We start from the raw sequence: 25,209 nt of genomic DNA on the forward strand, positions 1-25,209 counted from the left end.
CAACACCCCGCCCCACGGCCCCGGCGTCGTCGCCCACCCGGCCGATAAACCCGCGAAGTGGCAATCCCGTGCGGAAATCCTCCCGAAGTGGCAATCCCGTGCGGTTTTGACCCCAAATTCCGCACGAAACTGCCACCTCGCGGGCCGAAACGCACAAAACTGCCACCTCGCGGGCCGAAACCCAGGCAGGAAGGAAGGATCTTCGACGACAACTACGTGGCGCGCGACGCCGAAAGACCGAGACAGGCAGCGCATCACGGAAGCGAAGCCCCGCCCCCGCCCCCGCTCCCGACCCGCTTCACACCACTGCCCAGATTCCCGCCGCCACTGCGAACCCGGTCAGTGCCAGCACCGTCTCCAGGACGGTCCATGTCCGCAGGGTCTGGGCCACCGTCATGTTGAAGTAGCGCTGGATGATCCAGAACCCGCCGTCGTTCACGTGGGATGCGATGACGGAGCCGCTGGCCACGGCCGCAACGAGAAGCGCGAGCTGCACCTGCGAGTATCCGCCCGATTCCACGGCCGCCTGCAGGATCCCGCCGGTGGTCACGATGGCTACGGTCGCCGATCCCTGCGCGATGCGCAGCCCCGAAGAGATCACGAAGGCGGAGAGGATGATCGGCCAGCCCAGCGAACTGAGCGACCCGGCCACGGCTTCGCCGATGCCGGTCGCGGAGAGCACCGCGCCGAAGAACGCGCCCGAACCGATGACCAGGAGCAGCATCCCCACCGGGTTCAATGCCTTGGAAATGATCGAGGTGATGTCGGAGGATGAGCGCCCGCGACGCAGCCCCAGCAACCACATGGACAGCAGCACCGCGAGGGTCAGCGCGATGGCCGGCGTACCCACCAGCGTCAGGAAATTACGCAGCGCCCCCTCGGGAAGCAAGATGTTCCCGAAGGTCCCACCGAGAATCAGCAGAAGGGGCAGGCCGATCACCAGGGCCACCACGCCCATGCTCGGCGGTGTCCGCTCCTCGCCCTCCTCCTGGAGCTTCGCCGAGGTGGCGGGTATGAAGGAGTGCACGCGGTTGCCGATCCAAATGCCCCACAGCAGACCCGAGACGATGAACGCCGGGATGCCCACGGCGAAGCCGATCAGCAGCATCCACCCCAGGTCCACACCGAAGAGGCCGGCGGCGGTGACCGGGCCGGGGTGCGGCGGCAGGAAGGCGTGGGTCACGGAGAGGCCGGCGAGCAGCGGCAGCGCATACTTGACCAGTGAGCCCCCGCCCCGCCTGGCGGCGACGTAGACCAGGGGCGCCAGGACGAAGATGCCGATGTCGAAGAACACCGGAATGCCAAGCACGAACCCGCAGATCCCGATGGCCACCGCTGTGCCCCTGGTGCCGAAGACCTTGGTCAGCCGGGCCAGCAGCACCTCGGCCGCCCCGGAGGACTCCAACAGCGCGCCGAGCACGGTACCCAGGCCGATGATGACGGCGATGTGTCCCAGGGTCCCGGCGTAGCCCTTCTCCAGGATGGACTCCGAGGCCCCGGTCGCGGACCCCACGAGATCGGCCACGGAGACGCCGCCGGCCAGCGCCGTCAGAATGCCCACGATCAGAAGGGCAATGAACGGCTCCAGCTTGACCTTGATGATGAGGACCAGGAGCAACGCGACGCTGGCCGCGGCCAGCAGGAGAAGCCCCAGGGTGTCGTTCTGCAACCAGTCGACGAAAGCCATCGTCGTCACCGCCCCTCTCCGCCCGCGCCGGACCCGGAGGCGGGAACGGCTCCGGTGGTCCGCTCCACGAAATCGGTAGCATTCGCGGTGATCTTCTCCCACGCACCGCCCTCGACGTCGGCGGCCGAGACCACCGAGGAGCCGCAGCACACGGCCGTAGCCCCGGCGTCGATGAAGTCCCGAGCGTTCTTCTCGTCGATACCCCCACTGGGGACGGTGGAGAGGCCAGGGAATGGCCCCTGGAGGTCCTTGACGAAGCGGGAGCCGACGACGCCGGCCGGGAAGATCTTCACGTGCTCCGCCCCGAGTGCCCGCGCCCGGAGGACCTCGGTGGGGGTCATCGCGCCGAGGAGCATCGGGACCCCAGCCTCGCGGGCAACCTCGGCCACCTCCTCGATCACGGAGGGTGTGACCAGGAACCGCGCCCCGGCCTCGACCGCACCGCGGGCCTGCGCGGCGTCGAGGACCGTACCGGCGCCCACCAGGGTGCCGGGTGCACCGGAGCTGATCGCGCGCAGGTGCGTCTCGACGTCGGGCGTGGTGTAGGTCAGTTCCAGGATGGAGATGCCGCCGTTGGCGAGGGATTCGGCCAGGGCGACGGCGTCGGGGATGCGCTTGGCGCGCACCACGGCGACGACGCGGCTGCTGCGCAGCTGTTCGGTGAACGTGGTCATGGATGGGTCCTTGTCTCTCAGGATTTGTCAGGGCGCCGGAGGGCGCCGGGAGGATGGAAAAGCGAGCGGGCGGTAGGCCCGGTGGGGTTCACCGGTGCGGGCCGTGCTCGGCGACCCGCGGGGAGAGCGGATGCGGCGACTCGACTTCGCCGCGCAGGGCGCGCCCCGCGCGGCGGCCGGTGGCCCCGTCCTCCCCGTAGGCCAACGCCCCGTTGACCCACACGGCCCGGATGCCACGGGCGGGCTGCCGGGGCTCGGCGAAGGTGGAGGCTGCGTCGACCGTGGACGGGTCGAGGAGCACGAGGTCGGCGGCCCATCCCTCGCGAATCTCACCGCGCTCGCGCAGCCGCAGCCGCTGCGCGGGACGTCCGCTCAGGTGGTGCACCATCTCCTCGAGGCTCATGAGCTTCTCGTCCCGGACGTAGTGGCCGAGGAATCGGGGAAATGTGCCCCACGCACGTGGATGAGGTTTGGCCCCGATCAGGATGCCGTCGCTTCCGCCGGTGTGCGCGGGGTGGGCCATGATGGTGCGCACATTCTCCTCGTGGCCCACGTGCTGCAGGATGCCGGTTCCGAGCCGATCGGCAGCCATGATGCGCAGGGCGGTGTCGAAGGGTTCCTCGCCGGTCTCTTCGGCGATCTCCTGCACCGTCCGGCCGACCAGCCCCGCGAGCTCTGGGTTGCGGACGCCGGAGATCTCCAGAGTCTCGTACTCGACGGTGACTCCATGGCATCCGTCCGAGCCGTTGATCTCCATGTCCTCTCGTATCCGCGCGCGGTCCGCCGGATCCTGGAAACGGGCGAGGATCGCTTCGGTATCCCCGGCAGCGGCCCACGAGGGAAGTACTGCGGAGAGCATCGTCGCACCGGGAAGATAGGGGTAGGTGTCGAGGGTGATGTCGACGCCGCGGGCCAGGGCCGCGTCGACCAGTTCCAACAGTTCGCCGCCGCGTCCTTCGTTCTCGCCAAAGTTCATCGTCGCGTGCGTCAGGTGCAGGGCACAGCCGCTGACCTCCGCGAGGTCGATCATCTCGGCGTAGGCCTCCAGTGCCCCGTGGCCGTAGGATCGCGTGTGCGGCGAGAGGTAGCCGTCATGCCGCGCCAGCACGCCGCACAGCGCGGCCAGCTCTGCCCGGTCGGCATACATACCGGGCGTATAGGTCAGCCCGGTGGACATTCCGGCGGCTCCGTCCAGCAGCCCCTGCTCCAGGATCGCGCACATACGCCCGATCTGTTCGGCGTCGGCGGCCCCCTCGTCGAATCCCATGACCTGGGCCCGGACGACGCCGTGCGGCACCAGGTACGCAACGTTGGCCGCGATCCCGGCCGTGTCGAGCTCGTCGAGGTAGGCGCGCACGGTGGGCCAGCCGATCTCCCGGTCCCGCGGATCGTCGTTCCACCCCGCGATCTTCTGCCGCACCACGGCCAGCACCTCGGGAGTGATGGGCGCGTAAGAGAGCCCGTCCTGGCCCAGCACCTCGGTGGTGACCCCCTGGCTCAGCTTGGCGGTGTGCTCGGGAGTCAGGAGGACCTGCAGGTCAGAGTGGGCGTGCATGTCGATGAATCCCGGCGTCAGGACCAGCCCGGCGGCCTCGAAATGCTCGAGGTGTTCCGACGGGTCCAGCGAGCCGGGGCGCGCGATCGCGCGTATCCGCCCTGCCTCGAGCACGACGTCGGCGTCCCTCCCGGGCGCCCCCGTCCCGTCGACGACAGTGGCGCGGGAGATGAGGGTACTTGCAGTGTCCATGTCCATGGGGTCTTCCCCTGCCGGTCCCATGTTCTAGAAGTAGGTGGTGACGAGGTCGGCGACGGTGCCCTCGGCATCGAGCACCGGCAGCACTGCCCACTTGTCCAGGACGGTGCAGGGGTGGGAGAGGTTCAGCCGGAGCACCTCGCCGACCCGCGGCGGATCCTGGTCCTCGCCGTAGACCACGTACCCGTGCTGGTCGTTGAGCTCGACGACCTCGCCCCGGAAGGCCCGCTCCGACCCGCCGGGGACCTCGCAGGCGGCTGCGACCGTGGGCAGCCCGACATCGAAGGAGACGTCCCGCCGCCCGACGTCCACGATCGCCAGCCCGGGCTCGGGCTGCGAGACGACTCGCGCCCACCCGGTCATCGCGCTTGCGAACTCGTGCTCGGTTCCGGTCAACGGGGAGACCCCGCGACAGAAGCCCGCGTCGTGCACCAGGTAGGCGCCGGCGCGGACGATCACGTCCGCCCCGGTTTCCTCCGCGGCCGGGCGCAGGACCTCGGCGACCACGTCGAAGAAGGCGCTTCCGCCCGCGCTGAGGAAGCTTCTTTCGACGTCGTACAGCTCAACTGCGGCGCGATGCAGCTCGGCAACCCGGCCGAGGTACTCGCGGGCGATGCCCAGGTCAGTCTCGGTCCTCTCGTGGGCCAGCGCGCCTTCGTAGCCACCGACGCCGGACAGCAGAAGGTTGGGCGCCTCGTGGACGGCGCGGGCGACCTCGAGCGCTTCCTCGACGGTCCGGGCGCCGGTGCGGCCGCCGACCCCACCGAGTTCGACCATCACCTCGAGCGGCCCCTGCTCCGCGTGCTCGTGCAGCAGCTCGACGGTCCCCAAGGAGTCGGCCCAAGAGACCAGTCGCACACCCTCGGAGGCCTCGGCCGAGGCCCACGCGATATCCGCCGGCGAGGTCAGCGAGTTGGCCAGCATCAGTCGACGGTGCCCGAAGCGGCGGGCGACGCGTAGTTGCGGCACGTTGGCCAGGGTGATGCCCCAAGCTCCCTCGTCGAGCTGCAGCTGCCAGAGCTGAGGGGACATGGTGGTCTTTCCGTGCGGGGCGAGAAGGACGCCGTGATCACGGCACCACTCGGCCATGGTCCGGGCGTTGTGGGTGAGGGCCTGCTCCTCGAGGGTCACCAGGGGCGTGTTGAGTTCGGTCACGGGGGTGCCGAGGACGTCCCGGTCCCCGAAGGCAAGGTCCCGCCCTCCGAGGGCCTTGTTGGCACCGTGCGAGGAGTGGTCGAAAAGCTGCTGGGGGACGGGGAGCATGATGCGCACCTTCACTGCCGATGGATTGTGTTGCATATGTTGCAACGGCTGTTGCAAAAACCTGATTCCATGTCTAGTGTCACAGGCAACAGTTGTCAATGACTCAAAAACGGAAGGCACTTTATGCCCCACGCTGTCTGCCTCGGGGAGACGATGGCCGTCATGTCGCCTCGCAGTCCGGAGAACGAGTCGGTCCGCCTGCTCACCTGCACAGCAGGCGGCGCCGAGTCGAACGTGGCCGCTGGGCTGGAAGCAGCAGGCATACCGACGTCGTGGGTCTCCCGTCTGGGGGAGGATCCTCTGGGCGACCTAATCCTGGAGGAGCTAGGGGCCGCCGGCATCGATATCGAGGCAGTGGTCCGAGACCCGGAGCGGCGTACCGGGCTGTACCTGAAGTCGCGGCGGGGCGAGAACGAGGTGTTCTACTACCGCGAGGGCTCGGCAGCCTCGGCGATGTCGCCCGGGCTGCTTGAGGAGCCAGAGACAGCCCGACGCCTGGCCGCAGCGGATCTGGTGCACACCTCCGGTATCACTGCCTCGATCTCCCCTGGGTGCTCGAAGCTGTTGGACACCCTCTTCGGCCAGCCGCGGTCTGCCCGCCTCTCCTTCGACGTGAACTACCGCCCCTCGTTGCCAGGGGTCTCCCCCACCGAGCTCCTCGGGCTGGCGCGCCGGGCCGACGTCGTGTTCGTCGGCGCAGACGAGGCGCGGGCGGCCTGGGGCGCGGAGGGCGTCGAGGACATCCTGGCCGCACTGCCGGACGTTCCGTGCGTGGTGGTCAAGGACGACTCCCGTCGGGCGCTGTGCCGCCTCGACGGCGAGGTCAGCGAGGTCCCGTCCCTCTCGGTCCGGGTGATCGACGCGGTCGGCGCCGGCGACGCCTTCGCTGCGGGCTTCCTGGCCGGCCTCCTCCACGGGGACGACCCCATCCGATGCCTACGCCGCGGCCACCTCCACGCCTCCGCCGCACTGACCACCACAACCGACAGAGCTCTGCCGCCCTCCGCGGCGACGTTGGACGCCCTGCTCGCCGTGACCGAAGATGAGTGGGAAAGCATCCGCGTCGACGAGTCGGGTGCGCATCGTGGAGGTCGACTGTGAGCCAAGTCCTGGGCCGTGCGCTGGACATCCTGGAACATCTAGCAAAAGAGCCGGCAACGCTCGCCGAACTGAGCCTCGCATTCGACGTGCACAAAACCACGATCATGCGCCTGCTGCATGCTCTGGAAGAGCGCCATTACGTGGTGAAGCACCCGGACGAGCGATATCAACTGGGGCACGGGGTCTACGCGCTGGCTTCGGCGGCCGCCGCGAGCGGCCGGGGCATCCAGTCCGCGGCTCATCCACACCTGGTGCGGCTGAACATGGACATCGGCCATACCGTGCACCTCGCCGCGCTGGAGAACGACGAGGTGGTCTACATCGACAAGATCGAGCCGAGGACACCGGTCCGCATGTACTCGCGCGTGGGCCTCTCCGCCTCGTTGAACTCGGCCGCGGTCGCGAAGATCCTGGCGGGCAGTCTGGACCGGCCGGATCGGGAGCGCCTGCTCGGGCGCGCCGATCTCACCGAACGCACGCCCCACACATTGACGACGCCGGAGCAGGTGCTCGATGCCTGGGACGAGGCCAGCCGCCGCCACTGGGCCGCCGACCGCGAGGAGCACGAGCGGTTGGTGCACTGCGTCGCAGTGCCGATCTACGGGGCGGACGGCACAGTGTGGGCGGCGATCTCCGTCACCGTGCCGACCGTCATCCTGGACTTCGAGCAGTTGAAGGCGATGCTGCCGCGGCTGCACGAAACCGCGTGCGCGATCTCTGCGGACCTCGGCTTCCGGGGCGAGGTCCCCGCGCCGGACCTTGCCGAGCGCGCGGCCCACTAGGGCCTCGCCCCGACCACAGAGTTTTCCGTCAAACAACATCGACAGAAGGGAATCGCCATGAACGACAAGCAGATCGTGGCCACCGACCAGGCGCCGGCCCCGGCATACGTATTCTCCCAAGGGATCCGCATCGGCAACATGTTGCAGATCTCGGGACAGGGCCCGAAAGACCCTGAGAGCAACGAGTACATCGGAGCGGACGATGTGAAGGCCCAGACCACCCGAACCCTGGAGAACGTCCGGGCGATCGTGGAGGCCGGCGGAGCCTCGATGGAGGATGTGCTGATGCTGCGCGTCTATCTGACCAAGCGCGAGGACTTCGCGTTGATGAACGAGGCCTACGCCGAGTTCGTGGAGAAGTACGTACCGTCCAAGAAGTTCCCGTCCCGCACCACGGTCTTCGTAGGCCTGCCGGACGATCCGATGCTCGTGGAGATCGACGCCGTCGCCGTCGTGGCGTAGTACTGCGCCGACGACGCCGGGGCCGCTCCCCGGCGTCGTCGCCCACCCGGCCGATGAACCCGCGAAGTGGCAATCCCGTGCAAAACCCCCACGAAGTGGCAATCCCGTGCGGAAATCCTCCCGAAGTGGCAATCCCGTGCGGTTTTGACCCCAAATTCCGCACAAAGCTGCCACCTCGCGGGACAAAACGCACATGATTGCCACCTCGCGGGCCGAAACGCACAAAACTGCCACCTCGACCGCCGCACCCCGCCATAGACTGAAGAAACCCCAGCGAACGACGGGATCACGGCGCCCGGGAGGCGAGGACCAGCGATGAACACCGACCGGGCGGCAACGACCGACCAGCCCGAAGACCGCACCGAGCGGCTCGACCTGCACGTCCCACGCATGACTGACCTGGACGAACTGCACCGACTGTATTCGGACCCGCGCGTGTGGACGCATTTGCCGAGCGGCAGGTTCGCGGACGTCGGGACCACCCGCAATGTCCTGGCGGGCTGGATTTCGGCCTGGGATGCCGGCCTCGGAACCTGGGTAGCGCGAGAGGACGGAAAGGTGGTCGGTCACGGAGGCTGCGCCCTGCGCAACGGCGTGTTCTGGAACCTGGGGTACCGGTTCTCGCCCGAGGCCCAGGGGCGAGGACTGGCCACGGAGCTGTCGCGTCGAGCCCTCGATCGGGCGACGACGCTTCGCCCGGAGACCCCGATCGTGGCCTACCTGCTCGAGAACAACCGGGCGTCGGCCGCGGTGGCCGAAAAGTTGGGGCTCACGCTCCGCCACCGCGGACCGGACGCGGGAAACCCGGACCCGTCCGCGATACGCCTGGTCTACGCCGACAGGCCACTCCAGCCAGAGGTGCTGAAGGCGACGCAGAAGTAGCAAACGGGCGACGCCGGGATCGGACCTGACCGGCAGGGACTACTGGTAGGTGACCACCCACGGCTTGGGCTCCATCTGGTAGGTCTGCTCCGGGGTGAACATCGGGGTGTCTTCGTCGTAGAAATTTTTCCACGACATGCGGATACCCTGGGGCAGCCCCTTCTGCAACGCTTCCCAGGTCTCCTTCTTGAGCCCCGGAGTGCCGTGGCCGTCAGCGTGCAGGGTCAACGCGAGTTCCGGGTGGGATGTATCGATCTGTTCCCGGTTCGTGATCATGAATCCGGCGAATTGGTGGATGACTACGGCCTTCTGCGGCAGGTTCTCGCGCTTGGTCAGGTCCGCGATGTAGCGGAGGGAGTCGTTGACCTCGGAAGCGCCCACGGACCCGATCTGCTCGAGAGGTTTCTGACCCGGCGCCAGTCTCCATTCCGCATCCAGACCGACGCCGACGTTCGGGTCCTTGAGGATGTCCTCGTATTCCTTGATCTGGCTCGTGAAGTCCTGCAACCCGGGCTGGAGATCCAGGATCACGTAGACGCCGCTCTTCTTGGCCTCGTCCAGGAGCGGTCGCAGCTGCTCCGGCGTCATCTCGTTGGAGTAGTCCCCGTCCTCGCCGGGGGCCGCATCCGCGACCGAGGCGATGACTTCGAAGGCTGGAACAACCGGCTCTTCGCTGTACGGCTCGTACTGTTTGGCCAGGTCCTTGACCCGCTTGACCGAGGCCGCGGGACCCTGTTCGCCGAGCACGCCCAGGGAAGGATTTCCGGGTGCCCCGTACAGCGCAACCATGCGACGATCCGGGAACACGGTCTTCCCGCCGCCGATCAGCTCATTCTTTTTTGCTTTCTTGGGTGAGGAATCGCCCTCCGCCGTCGAGTCCTTGGACGATCCCTCGGAGGCTTTGCCGGTGGGCTGAGTCTGCGAGGCGTCGGACGACGAGGTCTTGTTGTCCCCCGAATCCGTGGAGCACCCTCCCAGGAAGAGTGCGGATGCAATGAGAAGCGCGGCCGAGGCGCGCGCGGACAGGGTCTTGCCTGTGCAGGTCATAGTGAGGTTCCCCAATGGTGCAGAGAGTGGTTCAGTACGCCAGAGTACAGAACCGTGAAGGTCCACCACAATGGCGGAATGGCCGGTCCACCAACCTACCATTCGCGCCAAACATTCGCCTGACTAGGTGAAACGTATCAGTTGAAAACTCAAGAAAACATATCTCCTTCGAAGAGCCACCGTGCGCGAAAGTTCTGGTGAACATTTTCCGAACTGTCGTAACGGCGCTCATATACCTATGCATTGATGCATAATCAACCATTCGCTGAATCTTTCACGAGGGCTCCGTTTTCTCCTCACACTTCCCGAACGACGCCGCGCCTGGCGTCATCGCATGCAGGTGTCATCTATTACAAATTGCTCATTAAGGGGTTTGCCGCGGTATTCAAACATTTTGAGTGACGTCATCGACTCGGAACACACCGCCTTCCTACGCTCAGTTCTGCCCGAAACAGTAGAAACAGACGGTAAGGAACATTCGACGATGAATAACTTCACGCGCAGGTTCGTTGCAGGTGCGGCTATCGCTTCCCTGGCCACCGGTGCCATGGCTGGCGCCGCGAACGCGACCACCGCGGCCCCCGAGGGTGCCGACACCGCCCAGGCGTCGACCCAGGCACAGCACAAGTTCCAGTACATCAGCCAGGTCCAGGGCCAGGACTCGCAGTACAACGATTGCGGCCCCGCGAGCATCCTGATGGCTCTCCTGCAGGGCGGTGGCAAGCTGCCGAGCAACTACTCGGATTCCGATCAGAGTGCAGCCATGAGCCAGATCCGCGATGAAGCCGGACGAGGCAACTCCGAGTTCCTCCAGAGTGACGACGTCGCCACGATCCTGAGCAACCACGGCGTCAAGGGCACGGCCCATGTGAACGGCGAGGCCACCAACTCGATCGAACAGATCAAGGACGGCAAGGGCGCCGTGGTCCTGACGCAGACCGGGGTCATTGAGGGCGAGGACGCCGCGCCGGGATACGGACACTTCGTCTACATTTCCGGCTACAACAAGGACAAGGGAACCTTCACGGTCAACGACCCTCTGAAGACCTCGAAGAAGTCCTACCAGGCCACCGAGACCCAGCTGACCAACATCATCACGACGTCGGCCGAGGGCAACACCCCCTGGGTCTACACGGTCTGAGTTTCCGACCGTGATCTCCCACCGGAAGTGAGCCGGTGAGAGTTCGGCCAGAACAGGCGCCGGTTTCCGTCCGTCGGAGACCGGCGCCTTTCCGCGTTCACCGCGGTGTGCGTCGGTCGGGATTCGCCCATCTCACAGCCTCGCTGGGTACAGTTGGGAAGCGAAGTGTTGCCGCAGCGACCGAAACACACCTCGCTGAGATGAGCCACCGAGAGGACGTTCATGCCCCAGAACCCGTACGGCCCGCCTCCGGGCCCCGATTTCGAGAGGGACGCCCACAAGTACGGGGCGCCCGGGGTCCATCCGCCGGAATCCGCGTTGCCGTCGCAGCCGCTGGCCGACGACGTCAGCAACGGTTGGGTCCCCGAGGACTCCCGTCAACGAGCCCGCAGCCCTCTGCCGGGGCCTTCGTTGTTCTCGACGCAGTCCCTCCTGGGGGAAGGACTGCGCGGCAAGCTGCGGCACCCCGGGGAGATCCCGTGGCTCATCGTAGGGATCTGCTTCACGATCGCGGCCTACACCTTCGCTTTCTGGGTCCTCTTCATCCGTACGTTCATGCCGATGATCACGACGCCGACCACATACACGGAGGCCGACACCGCGTCGACCTTCGACCAGTTGCTGGCCCTGATGTGCATCGTTCCGATCGCGATTTTCATCGGTCGCGGCATGCTGTACGGCCAGATGCGGCTCAGCGGCGTCCGTATCACCCCCACACAATTCCCCGAGGCCTACGAGATGCTCGTGGGCGCAGCCAAAGCCCACGGTCTGCGCCGTGTACCGGACGCCTACGTGGTGCTGGGCAACGGCACGATCAACGCTTTCGCCTCGGGCCATGGTCATCGTCGTTTCGTCGCGATCTACTCCGACCTGTTCGAGGTCGGCGGCGAGGCCCGTGACCCGGACGCTTTGCGATTCATCATCGGCCACGAGGTCGGCCACATTGCGGCCGGCCACACCTCGTACTTCCGGCTCCTGGGCGTTTCGGCCTTCCAGAACGTGCCGTTCCTGGCCTCGATCCTCTCCAGGGCACAGGAGTACACCGCGGACAACTTCGGTTACCGGTATTGCCCGCGTGGTTCGGAAGGCACGATCCGTACCCTGGCGGCCGGCAAGTACCTGAACAAGGACGTGAATTTCCAGGAGTTGGCCGACCGCGCCGTCTACGAGCGCGGATTGTTCACGTGGCTCGCCAACCTCAACATGTCCCATCCGGCGACGACGTGGCGCGCTCACGCCCTGCGCGATCGTTCCCGTCCCGGCCGCCTCATCTGGCGTCCGCGACTCAACCCGGCGAACAACCCGCTCTCCATGGTTCCCGCCGCGGAACCGGCGGCCTCCTGGCCGGACCCGCTCCAGAGCACCGAGTTCCTGGGCACGTACCCGGAGAAGCCGGGCAATGCGCACTGGGGCGTCAACGTTGTCTCCGACAAGGAGGTCGCCGACCGCCGCGACCGCGTGATCCCCGACCTGCTGGACATCTATTGGGCGGGCCCCGGTCGGCGCGGATTCGGCGGTCCGAACGGCCCCGCAGGACCGGAAGGCCAGACCGGCCCGAACGGGCCCACCGGTACCACCGGTTCCGCGGACGACGATTCGGCCCGTCCCCGACGCTCGAGCGGATACGGCATTGACCCCGAACCCGGTGACCGGCACCGGCAGGCCCCTCCTGAGACCCGCGATTCGCCGGATTCCTCGGGAGACAACCCGCGCCCGCCCGAGAACGGCTGATTCGGACTGCGGTATCGCGCGAAGCGCCCCCTGCCTCGTGAAGGCAGGGGGCGCTTCGCGCATCTGTCCGTCTCCCGCCATTCCCATCGACTCGCATCGCATGCTACGCTCATCTCGCTTCTGCCCCCGAACAAAGGAAATGCATTGGACAGTGCACCTCTCGCCCCCATCGGCTGAGCAGGACCACCGCGTCCGCTCGGCCTGCCATCACGCTGAGAGGACGCCATTATGCCTATCCAACACAACATTTCCCTCGTCGGAATCGGCTTTTCCTGGCCGGACGGGACCCCGTGCCTGACTGATGTCGACGTCGTGTACGACGCCGGCCTGCATGGCCTCATCGGGTCCAACGGCTCCGGCAAATCCACCCTGGTCGACATCATCACGGGTGGCCTCGACCCCGCGCACGGCTCGGCCACGGCCCCGCCGAGGACTCATGTCCTGCGGCAGGATCTGGGCCTGGAGACCGCGACGACGGTCGCCGATCTGCTCGGCATCTCTCCTGTTCTCTCCGCGATCGACGCGGTGACGCAGGGCGACGTCGCTCCACAGCACTTCGACGCGATCGGTGACGACTGGGACCTCCGGGACCGCCCCGAGGCAGCGATGCACCGAGCCGGAATGCCCGGCATCGGCCTGGACCGCGAGGTCGGCACGCTGTCCGGGGGCCAAGCCGTCAGGACCGCGCTGCTCGGGATCCGGCTTGCACGGCCGGAAGCGCTGATACTCGACGAACCCACCAACAATCTCGATGCCGAGGCCCGCGAGCAATTGGCTGGCCTCCTGGACGGCTTGCGACATCGCATACCGGTACTCGTGATCAGCCACGACAAGGCGCTCCTGGAACGATGCGACTCGATCAGCGAGCTCCGGCAGGTCGACCCGCGAAACCCGGCGTCGACTCTGCGACGGTTCGAGGGAAGTTTTTCCGCGTGGGAAGCCACCGTGGACGCCGAGGAAGAGACCAAGCGTCGCGACATTCGCGATGCCCGGGCGACCGCGGACAAGGAGAAGCGCGACCGGATCAATCAGCAGATCAGGCAGTCGCGGGACGAACGGCGCGGCAAGAAGTTCGCGGAGACCAAGCGCAAACCTCCCATCGCCATGGGCGGGGACAAGGAGAATTCGGAGAAGTCCTCCGCCCGGGCGCGTGCCCTGATGGCCGACCGCGAGCGCGCCGCCAACGACAGGCTCGCCGCGGCGGAGGACTCGCTCCGCCGGAGCGAGGACGTCTACCTGGACCTCCCGGACACTGCGGTCGGCAACGGCACCAGAATCGTGGAATTACAACTTCTCGAGGACGCCGGGGTGGTCGGCTCCGCGCAGGAGTCCGAGGACGACGTCGTTCCCTTGCCGACGGACGAAACCCACGTCATCGTCTCCGGGCCCGAGCATCTGCGGATCTCAGGACGCAATGGTTCGGGCAAGAGCACGTTGCTCGAGCGTGTGGTGACCGGCGCTCCCATGTCTTTCGTATCGGCGCCTGGCATGGGCCGGATCTACGAGGTGATCGGGAGGACCGATCGCATCGGGTACCTTCCCCAGCGGATCCGGCTGGACCCGGAGGCAACGGTTCTCGAAACGGTGGCCGCGAGCAACCCGGGGGCCAGCGACCAGCGGCTCCGGGACGACTTGGCGCGTTTGCTGTTCCGGCGCGACACGGTATTCGCGAAGGTTCGGACGCTCTCCGGCGGTGAGCGTTTCCGCGTCGCACTGGCCAGGATCCTGCTCTCGGCGCCCGCGCCGAGGCTCCTGGTGCTCGACGAGCCGACCAACAACCTGGACATGGGCACGGTCGACTGGCTGGTCAACGCCCTGGGCGGATTCCGGGGCGCGCTCCTGGTGGTCAGCCACGACCAGGACTTCCTGGACCGGATTCGCATCGACCGGACCGTGCCGTTGGACGCATGACGCCGCCCTCTGCGCGAAGCGGGCGGAGAAACGTCTAGAGCAGGATCGCGTCGATCGCGGAGACCAGGGCGATATGCGCGAGCGTCTGGGGGAAATTCCCGGTCATGCGCGAGCGGGCCAGGGAGTATTCGGAAGAGAGCAGGCCGACGTCGTTGGCCTTCTCCAGCACTCCGTCCAGGATGTCGCGGCCGCGGGCGATGTTCCCGGACCGGATGTGCTGCTCGGCAAGCCACAACGAGGACGCGAAGTGGGCGTTGTCCTGCCCCTCGAATCCGTCCAGCCGGTCGGCGTTGCGGTAGCGGTAGATCAGTCCGCCGCCGGCATCGAGTTCGGTCTCGATGCGCTCCACGGTGCCGCGCATCTCCGGCGAATCGAAGGAGACGAACCCCGTGTGGGCGACATTCAGCAGTGCGGAGTCGACGCTCGTTCCGCCGTAGTACTGCACGAACGAGTTGAGTTCCCGGTTGAAGCCGTGGGCCCAGATCTGTTCGGCGAGTCGGTCGCGGGCGGCCGCCCAGAGGTCGGCGTCGCCGGACAAGCCGTGAGTCCGGACGCCGCGAACCCCGGCATCGAGCGCGGCCCACAGCATGATCTGGGAGTGGGTATAGATGCGCGTTTCCCCGTGCATTTCCCAGATGCCTTGGTCCTCTTCGCCGACGTGGTCCACGGCGGACCCGAGAAGCGCCTGCTGAAGGGGCCACGAGAGGTGGTCTTCCGCGTAGCCCAGGCGGCGCAGCTTTTCGAACGTCACCATGAGTTGGCCCATGGCGTCTCCCTGCAGCTGCATGGCCGCGCCGCTCCCACGGCGAACGGGCACGGAGCCTTCATAGCCGGGCAGATCGATCTTCCGTTCGAAGTCGTCGCTCTCCCCGGCGAGACCGTACACGTTGTGCAACCGGGTCGGGTCGTTGGCGATGGCCCGGAGCAACCAGTTCCGCAGCTGGGTCGCCTCGCGGTCGTGGTCGTGGCCGATCGCGACTCCGACCGACTGGGCGACGTCGCGCAACCAACAGAACCGGTGGTCCCAGTTGCGTTGGCCGCCGATGACCTCGGGCAATGAGGTGGTCGGGGAGGCAACCATGCCGCCTGTCTCGCGGTTCATGAGCGCGCGGATCACGAGCAGGGACTGGCGCCGCGCTTCGCGATAGGTCTCGAGCTGCGGGTCCTGCTGTTCCTCTTCCTCGGTCTCGCCGCCCGGCACAGCGCCGAGCGGGATGGCCCCGGAATGGCCATCGACCACGGGCATCGCCGTGGTGGTCGGGACCGGTCCGGTGCTGGTGGGAACGGGTTCGCTCGGATCGTTGTACAGATCGGACCATTCGCTCCACTGGTCGGCGGTCCGGTGCAACGAGTCGTTGAAGTCCACCGGCGCCGGCGGATTCCGGTGGGAGGCAAAGTAGGTGAGCGAAAAGTCCCTCACCTGACCGGCGGAAATGTCGAATTGACCGGCGTGGCAGCGATGAGCGACGTCGGGAATGGGGTCGCCGCGGAACACCAGCGCGTCGGGGCCGGCCATCGCGACGAGCATCCCGTCGGCCGGGTCGGGGTATCCCGTCTGCGGGTCGGGGGCGCCGTCGTATCGGGTGACCCACGGGACGGTGCGGCCGTAGTTGAATCGCAGGGCGAGTTCCTGGTGCATAGTGACTTCGCCCGTGAGCCCCTCGACGCGACGAACGATCTCGGTCCTGTTGCCCAGCGGCATGAAGTCCGTGACCCTGACCGACCCGGTGCTGGTGGACCAGATGGTGTGGAGCACGAAGGAGTTCTCGCCGTAGAAGCGCTCGGCAACCTTGGCGGGCGCGTCCTCCTGGGCCGTGTCCTCTGCCGGTGCGCCGGTCACCGTGTCCGGGAATACCGCGGCGGCGGGGGCCAGCAGCCAACGACCGTGATCGTCGGAGCCCAGGAGTGCTGCGAATGCGGCCTCGGAGTCGAACCTGGGTGCGCAGAACCAATCCACGGATCCGTCCCGCGAAATCAGTGCGGCAGTGCTCATGTTGGAGAGCAGGGCATAGTCCTCAATCTTCGAAGCCATAGGTCAACTCTCGCACAAACAGGCCCGAGCGTTCGCCCCTTCGGCGTCAAACGCTTCAATTCTCACAACCAACCCCTTGTTTTATACCCCTAGGGGGTATACATTCGGTGCCATGAGCGAGACATCGAGCCACCAGGCCGCGGACCCCCATCAGCCTCCCCACGGGTACACCCATGACAAGGAGGCTTACCTGAAGCGACTCCGTCGCATCGAGGGCCAGATCCGCGGTGTGCAGCGCATGGTCGAGGAGGACACGTACTGCATCGACGTGCTGACCCAGATTTCGGCCGCCAACAAGGCACTGCACGCCGTCGCGATCGGGCTGCTGGACGAACACCTCAACCATTGCGTGGTGGGCGCGGCCGAGGCCGCCGCCGGCGGGGGCGATCCCGCGATCGTCCGGGACAAGGTCTCGGAGGCGACGGCGGCCATTTCACGACTCGTTCGGAGCTAGCAGCCCGGCCTTCGCGGCCCGGACCGAACACCACTCTTCGAAAGGACAGCACATGAACACCACAGACATCACGGTCCGCGGCATGACCTGCCAGCACTGCGTTGCATCCGTGACCGAGGAACTCCAGGAGATCGGGAACGTGCAGGCCGTCGAGGTCTCGCTCGAAGCGGGCGGGGACTCCCCCGTTCGCGTGACCCACGAGGGAGAACTGGACCCGGCGGCGGTCAACGACGCCGTCGCCGAAGCCGGGTACACCCTGGTCGACTGACCCCAACCATCACTACTCGCACGAGAAGGACTCATGCCCACCGCAACACCGTCAGCGAACAACCCGTCAACCGGTGAGGGCGACCGCGTCGTCGACCTCACCGTCGAGGGGATGACCTGCGCTTCCTGCGTCGGGCGGGTCGAACGCAAGCTGGGCAAACTCGACGGCGTCGAGGCCAGCGTGAACCTTCCGCTCGGTACGGCGAAGGTCACCGCCCCCGCGCACATCTCGGACGAGAACCTGCTCGAGGCCGTGCGCAAGGCCGGTTACACGCCTTCCCTCGCGACCCGCGCGACCGGGAAACGCGGGTCCGGCACGGGGACGGGTGCGCCTGCCGGCGCGTCCGCGAAGACTGACGCCGCCGCACCCGCCGACGCCGCAGCCCCTACCGCTGCCGCCGCTCCCACCGGCCACCGCTCGGAGGACGCCAGCGGTTCCACGCCCGTCCACGCGCAGCACGGACACCACGCCCCCGAAACAGAGCAGGGTACGGAGAACAGTCACGGTGAGGGCCACGGTCACGCCGGCCACGCCGGCCACGACATGGCCATGCCTCCGGAGTCGTCCCTGATCCGGCGCATCTGGGTCTCAGCGATTTTCACGGTGCCGCTGTTCGCGATATCCATGATCCCGTGGTTCCAGTTCCCGCACTGGGCCTGGGCCGCGGCGGTTCTCGCCCTGCCCGTGGCCACGTGGTCGGCGTGGCCGTTCCACGTCACCGCAGCTCGGGCTGCGCGTCACGGCGCGTCGACCATGGACACGCTGGTCTCGCTCGGCGTCGTCGTCTCCTACCTGTACTCCCTCGGCAGACTGATCGCCGAGCCGGGCATGACGGCGGGCGCCCACCCTGGTGGTCACATGGACATGTCTTCCCACCAGGTCTACTTCGAGACCGCCGCCGTGGTGACGTTCTTCCTGCTGATCGGCCGGTACACCGAGACCCGGGCGCAGTCCCGATCCAGCGAGGCGCTCCACAAGCTGCTCGACCTGGGCGCCCGCGAGGTCGACGTCGTTCGCTCCGGAAGCGCCGAACCGGTCCGCATCCCGGTGGAAGAGTTGCGTGTGGACGAAGAATTCGTGGTCCGACCGGGTGAAAAGATCGCGACGGACGGCGTCGTGGTCGATGGCGACTCCGCGGTCGACGAGTCCATGCTGACGGGCGAGTCCGTACCGGTCGACGTCGGCCCGGGGAGCAATGTCACGGGTGCGACCCTCAACGCCAACGGCCGCCTTCTGGTGCGCGCCACGCGAGTCGGAGAAGGAACGACGCTGGCGCAGATGGGTCGCCTGGTCGCGGACGCGCAGGCGTCCAAGGCCCCGGTCGCCCGCCTCGCCGATCGGATCTCGGCGGTGTTCGTCCCGATCGTGCTGGTCCTGGCCGCCCTCACGTTCATTCTGTGGTGGACGATCGGCGGCGCTCTGACACCGGCGTTCGTTGCCGGCGTCTCGGTCCTGGTGATCGCCTGCCCGTGCGCCCTCGGCCTCGCGACCCCTACCGCACTGTTGACCGGTACCGGCCGCGGTGCCCAACTCGGGATCCTCATCAAGTCGGCCCAGGTCCTGGAGGACACGCGACGCGTGAACACGGTCCTGCTCGACAAGACGGGAACGGTCACGAGCGGGGAGCTCTCCGTGGAGGGCACCCGGGTGCTCGGGTCGTCGGCCGCCGTCCGGGATGGCGATTCCCTGTTGGTTCTGGCCGGCGCCGTCGAGGACGCCTCCGAACACCCGATCGCGCGCGCCATAGCCGATGCCGCCCGGCGGGCGCACGGCTCGCTGCCTCGGGTCGACGACTTCACGAGCGCGGCCGGTGGCGGCGTGCGGGGGCGCGTCGTCGTGAACGGCTCCGCGCACGACGTCGCCATCGGGCAGGCTTCGTGGCTCGCCGACGTCGGTGTGGATGTGCCCTCCGACCATCTCGATGTCGTGTCCCGAACCCAGGAGCGTGGCGAAACGTCGATCCTCGTCGCGGTGGACGGGGCATCGGCCGGGATGCTTGCCCTCCGCGACAGGCCCAAGGACGACGCCGCCTCCTCCATCGCGGAGCTTCGCAAGATGGGGCTCCGGCCCGTCCTCCTGACCGGCGACGCCGCCCCCGTGGCACGCGCTGTCGCGACGGAGGTCGGCATCGACCCCTCGGACGTGATCGCCGGAGTCAGCCCGAGCGGCAAGGTGGAACAGGTCGAACGGCTGCAGGGTCAGGGAAAGGTCGTGGCCATGGTCGGCGACGGGGTCAATGACGCGGCCGCACTGGCACGGGCCGATCTCGGTGTCGCCATGGGCGCGGGCACCGACGTGGCCCTCGAGGCATCGGATATCACCCTGGTTCGAGGCGAGGTGGGGGCCGTGGCCCAAGCCATCCGGCTGTCCCGGGCCACGCTCCGCGTGATCAAGTCCAGCCTGTTCTGGGCCTTCGGGTACAACGTCGTGGCGATTCCCGTTGCGGCCCTCGGCCTGCTCAACCCCATGGTCGCGGGTGCCGCCATGGCGTTCTCCTCGGTCTTCGTGATCCTGAACGCCCTGCGGCTCAAGGGGTTCGGCAGGTAGCCCCTCGGCCGGTCTGTTCGGGGACCCAGAAGAAAATCACCGCCGAGCCTGTTCACGGCTCGGCGGTGATTTTCTTGCGTATGGCCCCAGGATCTCCTGGGGTCAGTTGTGTTCTTCCGGATGTGCGCGTTGGCCGTAGTCGGGGCCGTCCTCGGAGCTGCCGGACTCGGAGCCGCCGGACGCGGCGTCGGACTGTTCCGAGCCGCCTTCTTCGCGAGCCTCGCGTTCGCGGGCTTCGCGTTCGCGGGCATCCTTGCGCGCTTTTGCCTGAGCGTAAAGATCGGCCGATCTCTTGTTGATGCCTGTGCCCTGACCCAGCTCTTCGTCATTCGGCTTCTCGACGATGATCAGGGTCGCGCAGACGACGAGGGTCCCGACGAAGACGCAACCGGCCACCGACAGAGCGAGACGGAATTCGGGGGCGTTGTTGGTACCACCCGTGGCGAAGATCAGGATGCACACGAATGCGACGACGGCCAGGACGGCCGCGATGATGAGCGGTCCCTTGATGTCGGCCTTGATTCCGCGCTTGGGGCGCTGTGCCACGTGTGTTCCTCCTGGTGTCTGCGGATGCCCCTTCAGTCTACGTCCCGAAGCAGGATCGCGCCGTCCGAGCCCGCCAAGGTTTCGCCCTCCGGGGACTAGTCGCCGGGGTTCTGTTGCTCCAGTGCCACGGCGTCATGCCGGAAGGTCAGCGCCGCGAGAAGCAGGAAGATGCCGACGATGATGGCTCCTCCGCCGGTGACGCCGAAGCTCGCCTTGGGGCCAATTTCACCGACGAGGAAGAGGGCCGCTCCCGTTAGGAAAGTCACCAATCCCGCAATCTTCCAGTCCTTGGACATCGCAGAGGTCGAGGTGGTTCGCATTCCTTGGAGCAGTTCGGTGATTCCGCAGACCGTGAGGATCAGGCCCGCGATGAGCACAAGGATCGGCAGTGATGCCGCGAAAGCGACCGTGAGCACGCCGCCCAGCAAGTACAGGATCGCGAACGACTGGATCACGGAGCTGCTGGATCCTCGACTGCCGTAGACGTGTTCGTTGAGGCTGCGTTGCATGTAGATCAGCCCGATGCCCTGGGCGATCAGGTAGAGACCCAGGACCCAGCGCACGAGCATGAGGCTCGGCTCCTGCCAGAAGACCGTGATCAGGCCGTATACGAGGCAGATGAGGGAGCGGACCAGCACCGGTCCGAACAGAGCGCGAAGCTCCCGAACCGTCTGGCGGATTTCCTGAGCGGGCATTCGGCGGCGTGCCTTTCGCAAATTGGGTGTCGCGACGGCGCACGAGAGGGGCTCGGCGCAGGGTTTCAGCTTACCGCCCGGTTCGGTCACCGGAAACGTGAGGCTTCTCCGATACAGCGCTCGAGCGACTCCCGGAGCAGGGTGAGGCCCCGCTCGAAGCGTTGCTCGGAGAGCCCTCCGAAGCCGACGACGACCCCGGCCCGCCCGCTGCCACCGCTCCAGTAGGTGCCGAGTGCGCCCACCGCGACGCCGCGCCGTCGGGCGTCGTCGATGACCTGTTCTTCGGCGGCGGCCGTGGGCAGGCGAATGACTGCGTGCAGACCGCCGTCCATGGGCAGGACCTCGACGCCGGGGTGGTCCTTCGCCGTGTCGAAGGCCGTGGCGAGCATGTCCCGCCTGCGTCGGTAGCTCCTCCGCATGCGCGCGGTGTGCCTCTGGAGGCCCCCGTCGGCCATGAACCGAGTCATCGCGTCCTGGAGGATCCCGGAGACCGGCGGGCCGGCGTCGCCCTTGAGCCTGACCAGCTCCTTCCTCACGGGGCTCGGCATGAGCAGATATCCCAGGCCGAGCCCCGGGGTCAGGACCTTCGCGAAGGAGCCGAGCGTCACGACGGAGGTTCCCTGCTCGTCGAGGGCCGCAAGTGCCGGCAGCGGGTCACCGACGTAGCGGAGTTCGGAGTCGTAATCGTCCTCGACGAGGATCGCCCGGTTCTCTGCGGCCCACTGGATGAGTTCGAGCCTCCTCGGGGCGGGCATCGAGGCACCCATCGGGTACTGGTGCGAGGGGGTCACCAGCACGACGTCGGGGCGGTCCGCGCCCGACGGGAGGCGGGCCGGGTCGACCCCCTGGTCGTCCAGGGGGATGGGAACGATGCGGTGACCGAGCGCTTGCGGAACCTTGTGGAGCGACGGGTACCCCGGGTCCTCGACGGCGACGACCAGGGGTCGCCCTTCCCTCTCATGGAGCGTCATGAGCAGGATGCGGAGCCCATCGCGCGCACCCGCTGTGACCAGCAGATCGTCCGGGCTTCGAATCACCGATCGCATGAGCCGCAGATATTCGCTGAGTTGGTTCCGGAGATGGGGAGATCCCTGGGGTTCGTACCCGAGGGACGGGTCGGCCGCGGCGGCTCGCCACGCGGCCCGCCAGGTCGTATTGGCCAGCGACGACGTATCCGGGGTTCCCGGACGGAGGTCGAGGAGTGCGAGATCCCGGCTTTCCTTCGCGACTCCCGCGATCGAGTCGCGGTTCTCGGTCCAGGTTCGCGCGCGTCCTGACGCGGGCGACGACGGCGCGTGGGGTCCCCTCCTTGGAGACGCTGACCCGACAGTGATCGCGGCGGAGTTGTTTCCCGTGAAACCTTCCGCCCCCAGGCCGGAGAGTTCGGTGGTGATGCGCGTACTGCCGCGATCGGCTTCGAGATAGCCCTCCACGGCGAGCTGGTCGTACGCCGAGGTCACGGAGCCGCGCGAGACGCCGATCCGCGTCGCAAGAGTCCGACTGGACGGCAAAGGGTCGCCGGGGCGAAGACGCCCCTCAGCAACCAAGGAGCGGATCTGGTCAACGATCTGGCCGGGGATGGTTCCCTGCCCGCGCATGACACTGAGGGGCAGGTCGGCCTCGGAACGGTATCTGGGCATCGAGCTCATTCCGCCTGCGGACGGCGGGTCGAAAGGCCACTGTGAGCCAGGAAGGGAGACCGGGACATGCAAAAATCCTAGAAGATTTTTGACGCGGCACCGGACGGAATCGGCTCGAAGTGGCAATTTTGTGCGGATTCGGCGTCGAAAACCGCGCAATATTGCCACCTCGCGGGGCCGCCTTGCGTTCAACGTCCACACATGTAAAGGTTGCTTGACACGTTAAGGACGCTTTACAAGGAGGATTCATGGCACAGGACAACGACGCTCCCCTTCTGCCCCGCTGGGGATACACCAAGCTCGGCCGCCGGAAGATCCCGGCGTGGAAACCGGCTCTCGCGCTCGGATTGGTGACGGACGGCGTGGCGAGCCTACTCGCAGCCTTCCTCACGACTTCCGACCCCTTCAACGCTCTGGCCTTCTTTGTTTTCCTGGTTTTTCTCTGGGCACCGCTGACCATGCTGTGGTGGGTCGCCCTCGTGGACAGAAAGACGGTACGGGGCGCTACCCGGGATCCTGAGAAGTCAATCGAGTCGACCTGGTACTCCGGGGCCGCAGAAGGGGTCTTTCATGACCTCATGATCATCATGGGACTGGGGGCGGTGGCGACTACATGGTGGAAGCCCTCCTTCGATACATCCTGGTTCTTCCTCGGCGCTTGCGTGGTGATGATGCTCGACTTCTCCCTGCGATACGCCATCCTCAGAGCCAGGAGCTGACCATGGAGAACCGGGTGCGGGAGTACCGAAACTCGCGGGAGTGGTCCCAGCAGCACTTGGCCGACACGCTGGGCGTTTCCCGGCAGACGATTCTCTCGATCGAAAAGGGAAAGTACGATCCTTCCCTGCCCCTGGCCTTCCAGATGGCCTCCGTCTTCGAATGCATGATCGAGGATCTCTTCCTCCCGGAACTCTGAGGCCCCTGCACCCGTTCGAGACGACGGGCCCGTGAGTTCCGCTGCAAGGGACCCGCACGCCGCCCCCGAGGTGCGGGGAAGGCCGCAGGAAACTGGACCAAAAATTTTCGGCAATTCTGGCCCTTACGATGATCCACCCATTCGGTGGACGATGGACCCCATGACTGATTCAACGAACGAAACCTCCGCCCGCACCGGTTCCCCTCTCGTCAAGAGGGGTCTGGCCGACATGCTGAAGGGTGGAGTGATCATGGACGTGGTCACCCCGGAGCAGGCACGCATCGCCGAGGATGCGGGTGCGGTCGCCGTCATGGCTCTGGAGCGTGTGCCGGCGGATATTCGCGCCCAGGGCGGCGTCGCCCGGATGTCGGACCCGGACCTGATCGACCAGATCATCGACACCGTGTCCATCCCGGTGATGGCCAAGGCCCGCATCGGCCACTTCGTGGAGGTCCAGGTCCTGGAGTCCCTGAAGGTGGACTACATCGACGAGTCCGAGGTTCTTTCCCCCGCCGACTATGTCAATCACATCGACAAGCAGAAGTTCACGGTTCCGTTCGTCTGTGGCGCCACGAACCTCGGCGAGGCCTTGCGCCGCATCGCCGAGGGTGCGGCGATGATCCGGTCGAAGGGCGAGGCCGGAACCGGCGACGTGTCCGAGGCGACCAAGCACATCCGCACGATCCGGGCGCAGATCGCGGATCTGCAGGCCGCGTACGCGGCGTCGCCCGATGCCCTGTACGTCAAGGCGAAGGAACTTTCGGCCCCGTACGACATCGTTCTGGAGGTCGCTCGCACCGGGAAGCTGCCGGTGGTTCTGTTCACCGCGGGCGGTGTGGCGACGCCGGCCGATGCGGCGATGATGATGCAGCTCGGCGCGGATGGCGTGTTCGTCGGCTCCGGCATCTTCAAGTCCGGGAACCCGGAACAGCGCGCGGCCGCCATCGTCAAGGCCACCGCCTACTACGACGACGCCGCGGCGGTCGCCGAGGCTTCTCGCGGTCTGGGCGAGGCGATGGTCGGTATCAACGTGGGTGATCTGCCCGCGCCGCACCGCCTTGCCGAACGCGGTTGGTAAGGCGGCGATGAACAGCCCGACGATTGGGGTTCTCGCGCTCCAGGGCGGGGTGGCCGAGCACCAGCGCATGCTCGGCCACCTCGGGGCGGAGACCGTACTGGTTCGCAAGCCCGAGCAGCTGGACGCCATCGATGCCTTGGTACTTCCCGGTGGTGAATCGTCCACGATCGACCGCCTGACCCGAATCTTCGGGTTGCGAGATCCTTTGATCGATGCGATTCGGGGCGGCCTGCCGGCCCTGGGGACGTGCGCGGGCCTGATCCTGCTCTCCTCCCACATCGATGACCCCGCGCCGGGGCAACAGTCCCTGTCCGTGCTGGACGTGGGGGTTTCCCGGAATGCCTTCGGTTCACAAGTGGCCTCGGCGGAAGTCACGTTGACGTGGTTGGGCACGGCATCGCCGTCGGTCCGTGCCGCGTTCATTCGCGCACCCGTCGTCACGAGCCACGGTCCGGAGGTCGAGCCGCTGGCCGAGCACGAGGACCGAGTGGTCGCCGTGCGGCAGGGCAACGTTCTGGGTATCTCATTCCACCCCGAGCTGACGGGCGACACCACGGTCCATCGGGAGCTCCTGGAGATGGCTTCGACCTGACCGGCCA

23 protein-coding genes are annotated in these 25,209 nt (G+C 66.9%); 14 read left to right on the forward strand and 9 right to left on the reverse strand.

The features are described from left to right. Positions 1 to 298: 298 nt before the first annotated feature. The 4 genes from EWU68_RS10635 to EWU68_RS10650 form a co-directional block, all read right to left on the reverse strand. Positions 299 to 1,687 (reverse strand): GntP family permease, encoded by a 1,389-nt coding sequence (locus EWU68_RS10635; protein ID WP_129316109.1) that lies wholly within the window; start codon positions 1,685 to 1,687, stop codon positions 299 to 301. A 5-nt stretch (positions 1,688 to 1,692) separates the two neighbouring features. Then, positions 1,693 to 2,361 (reverse strand): bifunctional 4-hydroxy-2-oxoglutarate aldolase/2-dehydro-3-deoxy-phosphogluconate aldolase, encoded by a 669-nt coding sequence (locus tag EWU68_RS10640; RefSeq protein ID WP_129316110.1) that lies wholly within the window; start codon positions 2,359 to 2,361, stop codon positions 1,693 to 1,695. 88 nt (positions 2,362 to 2,449) lie between these two features. Next, positions 2,450 to 4,108, reverse strand: a complete 1,659-nt coding sequence (locus EWU68_RS10645; RefSeq protein ID WP_129316111.1) for an N-acyl-D-amino-acid deacylase family protein — start codon at positions 4,106 to 4,108, stop codon at positions 2,450 to 2,452. 33 nt (positions 4,109 to 4,141) lie between these two features. Further along, the gene (locus tag EWU68_RS10650; RefSeq protein ID WP_162421459.1) at positions 4,142 to 5,377 is read right to left on the reverse strand and encodes an alanine racemase; all 1,236 of its coding nucleotides are present in this window, start codon (positions 5,375 to 5,377) and stop codon (positions 4,142 to 4,144) included. A 123-nt stretch (positions 5,378 to 5,500) separates the two neighbouring features. Between EWU68_RS10650 and EWU68_RS10655 the strand changes: the two genes are divergently transcribed. The 4 genes from EWU68_RS10655 to EWU68_RS10670 all read left to right on the forward strand — a co-directional run bounded on the left by EWU68_RS10655 (position 5,501) and on the right by EWU68_RS10670 (position 8,604). Continuing rightward, positions 5,501 to 6,478 carry a sugar kinase gene (locus EWU68_RS10655; RefSeq protein WP_129316113.1) on the forward strand — a complete coding sequence of 326 codons (978 nt, stop codon included), beginning with the start codon at positions 5,501 to 5,503 and terminating at the stop codon, positions 6,476 to 6,478. Then, positions 6,475 to 7,260 carry an IclR family transcriptional regulator gene (locus EWU68_RS10660; RefSeq protein ID WP_129316114.1) on the forward strand — a complete coding sequence of 262 codons (786 nt, stop codon included), beginning with the start codon at positions 6,475 to 6,477 and terminating at the stop codon, positions 7,258 to 7,260. The genes EWU68_RS10655 and EWU68_RS10660 overlap by 4 nt, the downstream gene beginning before the upstream one ends. A gap of 57 nt (positions 7,261 to 7,317) precedes the next feature. Then, positions 7,318 to 7,722 carry a RidA family protein gene (locus tag EWU68_RS10665; protein WP_129316115.1) on the forward strand — a complete coding sequence of 135 codons (405 nt, stop codon included), beginning with the start codon at positions 7,318 to 7,320 and terminating at the stop codon, positions 7,720 to 7,722. A 315-nt stretch (positions 7,723 to 8,037) separates the two neighbouring features. Further along, positions 8,038 to 8,604 carry a GNAT family N-acetyltransferase gene (locus EWU68_RS10670; protein ID WP_129316116.1) on the forward strand — a complete coding sequence of 189 codons (567 nt, stop codon included), beginning with the start codon at positions 8,038 to 8,040 and terminating at the stop codon, positions 8,602 to 8,604. 39 nt (positions 8,605 to 8,643) lie between these two features. On the opposite strand, the gene EWU68_RS10675 is transcribed toward EWU68_RS10670, so the two are convergent. After that, positions 8,644 to 9,651: a hypothetical protein gene (locus EWU68_RS10675; RefSeq protein WP_129316117.1), complete on the reverse strand. Its 1,008-nt coding sequence runs from the start codon at positions 9,649 to 9,651 to the stop codon at positions 8,644 to 8,646. Positions 9,652 to 10,135: 484 nt separating this feature from the next. Here EWU68_RS10675 and EWU68_RS10680 point away from each other — a divergent pair, with 484 nt between their 5' ends. The 3 genes from EWU68_RS10680 (at position 10,136) to EWU68_RS10690 (ending at position 14,434) form a co-directional block, all read left to right on the forward strand. Next, positions 10,136 to 10,792, forward strand: coding sequence for a C39 family peptidase (locus tag EWU68_RS10680; RefSeq protein WP_162421458.1), 657 nt, complete (start codon positions 10,136 to 10,138; stop codon positions 10,790 to 10,792). A gap of 222 nt (positions 10,793 to 11,014) precedes the next feature. Then, positions 11,015 to 12,523, forward strand: coding sequence for a M48 family metallopeptidase (locus EWU68_RS10685; RefSeq protein ID WP_129316119.1), 1,509 nt, complete (start codon positions 11,015 to 11,017; stop codon positions 12,521 to 12,523). Positions 12,524 to 12,751: 228 nt separating this feature from the next. After that, the gene (locus EWU68_RS10690) at positions 12,752 to 14,434 is read left to right on the forward strand and encodes an ATP-binding cassette domain-containing protein (protein ID WP_129316120.1); all 1,683 of its coding nucleotides are present in this window, start codon (positions 12,752 to 12,754) and stop codon (positions 14,432 to 14,434) included. 34 nt (positions 14,435 to 14,468) lie between these two features. On the opposite strand, the gene EWU68_RS10695 is transcribed toward EWU68_RS10690, so the two are convergent. After that, on the reverse strand, positions 14,469 to 16,466 hold the full coding sequence (locus EWU68_RS10695; protein ID WP_129316121.1) for a glycoside hydrolase family 15 protein: 1,998 nt from the start codon (positions 16,464 to 16,466) through the stop codon (positions 14,469 to 14,471). 112 nt (positions 16,467 to 16,578) lie between these two features. Between EWU68_RS10695 and EWU68_RS10700 the strand changes: the two genes are divergently transcribed. Genes EWU68_RS10700 through EWU68_RS10710 form a run of 3 tightly spaced genes read left to right on the forward strand, consistent with a single transcriptional unit; the run spans position 16,579 to position 19,735 of the window. Next, positions 16,579 to 16,920: a metal-sensitive transcriptional regulator gene (locus tag EWU68_RS10700; protein WP_129316122.1), complete on the forward strand. Its 342-nt coding sequence runs from the start codon at positions 16,579 to 16,581 to the stop codon at positions 16,918 to 16,920. Between the two features lie 52 nt (positions 16,921 to 16,972). Further along, complete coding sequence (locus EWU68_RS10705; RefSeq protein ID WP_129316123.1) at positions 16,973 to 17,188, forward strand: heavy-metal-associated domain-containing protein; 216 nt, start codon at positions 16,973 to 16,975, stop codon at positions 17,186 to 17,188. Between the two features lie 33 nt (positions 17,189 to 17,221). Further along, a complete protein-coding gene (locus EWU68_RS10710; protein WP_129316124.1) occupies positions 17,222 to 19,735 on the forward strand; it encodes a heavy metal translocating P-type ATPase in 2,514 nt (837 codons plus the stop codon). A gap of 102 nt (positions 19,736 to 19,837) precedes the next feature. Here EWU68_RS10710 and EWU68_RS10715 read toward each other — a convergent pair whose 3' ends face one another. From EWU68_RS10715 to pdxR, 3 genes are all read right to left on the reverse strand, one after another. Further along, complete coding sequence (locus EWU68_RS10715; RefSeq protein WP_193554052.1) at positions 19,838 to 20,281, reverse strand: hypothetical protein; 444 nt, start codon at positions 20,279 to 20,281, stop codon at positions 19,838 to 19,840. Between the two features lie 95 nt (positions 20,282 to 20,376). Beyond that, positions 20,377 to 20,976, reverse strand: a complete 600-nt coding sequence (locus tag EWU68_RS10720) for a DUF308 domain-containing protein (RefSeq protein ID WP_129316125.1) — start codon at positions 20,974 to 20,976, stop codon at positions 20,377 to 20,379. A gap of 86 nt (positions 20,977 to 21,062) precedes the next feature. Further along, positions 21,063 to 22,616: a MocR-like pyridoxine biosynthesis transcription factor PdxR gene (gene pdxR / locus EWU68_RS10725; RefSeq protein ID WP_162421456.1), complete on the reverse strand. Its 1,554-nt coding sequence runs from the start codon at positions 22,614 to 22,616 to the stop codon at positions 21,063 to 21,065. A gap of 248 nt (positions 22,617 to 22,864) precedes the next feature. Between pdxR and EWU68_RS10730 the strand changes: the two genes are divergently transcribed. The 4 genes from EWU68_RS10730 (at position 22,865) to pdxT (ending at position 25,202) form a co-directional block, all read left to right on the forward strand. Continuing rightward, a complete protein-coding gene (locus EWU68_RS10730) occupies positions 22,865 to 23,335 on the forward strand; it encodes a hypothetical protein (protein WP_129316127.1) in 471 nt (156 codons plus the stop codon). Between the two features lie 2 nt (positions 23,336 to 23,337). Then, positions 23,338 to 23,532, forward strand: coding sequence for a helix-turn-helix transcriptional regulator (locus EWU68_RS10735; protein WP_129316128.1), 195 nt, complete (start codon positions 23,338 to 23,340; stop codon positions 23,530 to 23,532). A 160-nt stretch (positions 23,533 to 23,692) separates the two neighbouring features. After that, positions 23,693 to 24,610, forward strand: coding sequence for a pyridoxal 5'-phosphate synthase lyase subunit PdxS (gene pdxS / locus EWU68_RS10740; RefSeq protein ID WP_129316129.1), 918 nt, complete (start codon positions 23,693 to 23,695; stop codon positions 24,608 to 24,610). Between the two features lie 7 nt (positions 24,611 to 24,617). Continuing rightward, a complete protein-coding gene (gene pdxT / locus EWU68_RS10745) occupies positions 24,618 to 25,202 on the forward strand; it encodes a pyridoxal 5'-phosphate synthase glutaminase subunit PdxT (RefSeq protein WP_129316130.1) in 585 nt (194 codons plus the stop codon). The last annotated feature ends 7 nt before the right edge of the window (positions 25,203 to 25,209 follow it).

The organism is Rothia koreensis (genome assembly GCF_004136575.1).
GTDB lineage: Bacteria > Actinomycetota > Actinomycetes > Actinomycetales > Micrococcaceae > Rothia > Rothia koreensis.

Coding starts and splice junctions, on each gene's coding strand:
- EWU68_RS10635 (WP_129316109.1), bottom strand. CDS start 1,687: ATGGCTTTCGTCGACTGGTTGCAGAACGACACCCTGGGGCTTCTCCTG.
- EWU68_RS10640 (WP_129316110.1), bottom strand. CDS start 2,361: ATGACCACGTTCACCGAACAGCTGCGCAGCAGCCGCGTCGTCGCCGTG.
- EWU68_RS10645 (WP_129316111.1), bottom strand. CDS start 4,108: ATGGACACTGCAAGTACCCTCATCTCCCGCGCCACTGTCGTCGACGGG.
- EWU68_RS10650 (WP_162421459.1), bottom strand. CDS start 5,377: ATGCTCCCCGTCCCCCAGCAGCTTTTCGACCACTCCTCGCACGGTGCC.
- EWU68_RS10655 (WP_129316113.1), top strand. CDS start 5,501: ATGCCCCACGCTGTCTGCCTCGGGGAGACGATGGCCGTCATGTCGCCT.
- EWU68_RS10665 (WP_129316115.1), top strand. CDS start 7,318: ATGAACGACAAGCAGATCGTGGCCACCGACCAGGCGCCGGCCCCGGCA.
- EWU68_RS10670 (WP_129316116.1), top strand. CDS start 8,038: ATGAACACCGACCGGGCGGCAACGACCGACCAGCCCGAAGACCGCACC.
- EWU68_RS10675 (WP_129316117.1), bottom strand. CDS start 9,651: ATGACCTGCACAGGCAAGACCCTGTCCGCGCGCGCCTCGGCCGCGCTT.
- EWU68_RS10680 (WP_162421458.1), top strand. CDS start 10,136: ATGAATAACTTCACGCGCAGGTTCGTTGCAGGTGCGGCTATCGCTTCC.
- EWU68_RS10685 (WP_129316119.1), top strand. CDS start 11,015: ATGCCCCAGAACCCGTACGGCCCGCCTCCGGGCCCCGATTTCGAGAGG.
- EWU68_RS10690 (WP_129316120.1), top strand. CDS start 12,752: ATGCCTATCCAACACAACATTTCCCTCGTCGGAATCGGCTTTTCCTGG.
- EWU68_RS10695 (WP_129316121.1), bottom strand. CDS start 16,466: ATGGCTTCGAAGATTGAGGACTATGCCCTGCTCTCCAACATGAGCACT.
- EWU68_RS10700 (WP_129316122.1), top strand. CDS start 16,579: ATGAGCGAGACATCGAGCCACCAGGCCGCGGACCCCCATCAGCCTCCC.
- EWU68_RS10705 (WP_129316123.1), top strand. CDS start 16,973: ATGAACACCACAGACATCACGGTCCGCGGCATGACCTGCCAGCACTGC.
- EWU68_RS10710 (WP_129316124.1), top strand. CDS start 17,222: ATGCCCACCGCAACACCGTCAGCGAACAACCCGTCAACCGGTGAGGGC.
- EWU68_RS10720 (WP_129316125.1), bottom strand. CDS start 20,976: ATGCCCGCTCAGGAAATCCGCCAGACGGTTCGGGAGCTTCGCGCTCTG.
- pdxR (WP_162421456.1), bottom strand. CDS start 22,616: ATGCCCAGATACCGTTCCGAGGCCGACCTGCCCCTCAGTGTCATGCGC.
- EWU68_RS10730 (WP_129316127.1), top strand. CDS start 22,865: ATGGCACAGGACAACGACGCTCCCCTTCTGCCCCGCTGGGGATACACC.
- EWU68_RS10735 (WP_129316128.1), top strand. CDS start 23,338: ATGGAGAACCGGGTGCGGGAGTACCGAAACTCGCGGGAGTGGTCCCAG.
- pdxS (WP_129316129.1), top strand. CDS start 23,693: ATGACTGATTCAACGAACGAAACCTCCGCCCGCACCGGTTCCCCTCTC.
- pdxT (WP_129316130.1), top strand. CDS start 24,618: ATGAACAGCCCGACGATTGGGGTTCTCGCGCTCCAGGGCGGGGTGGCC.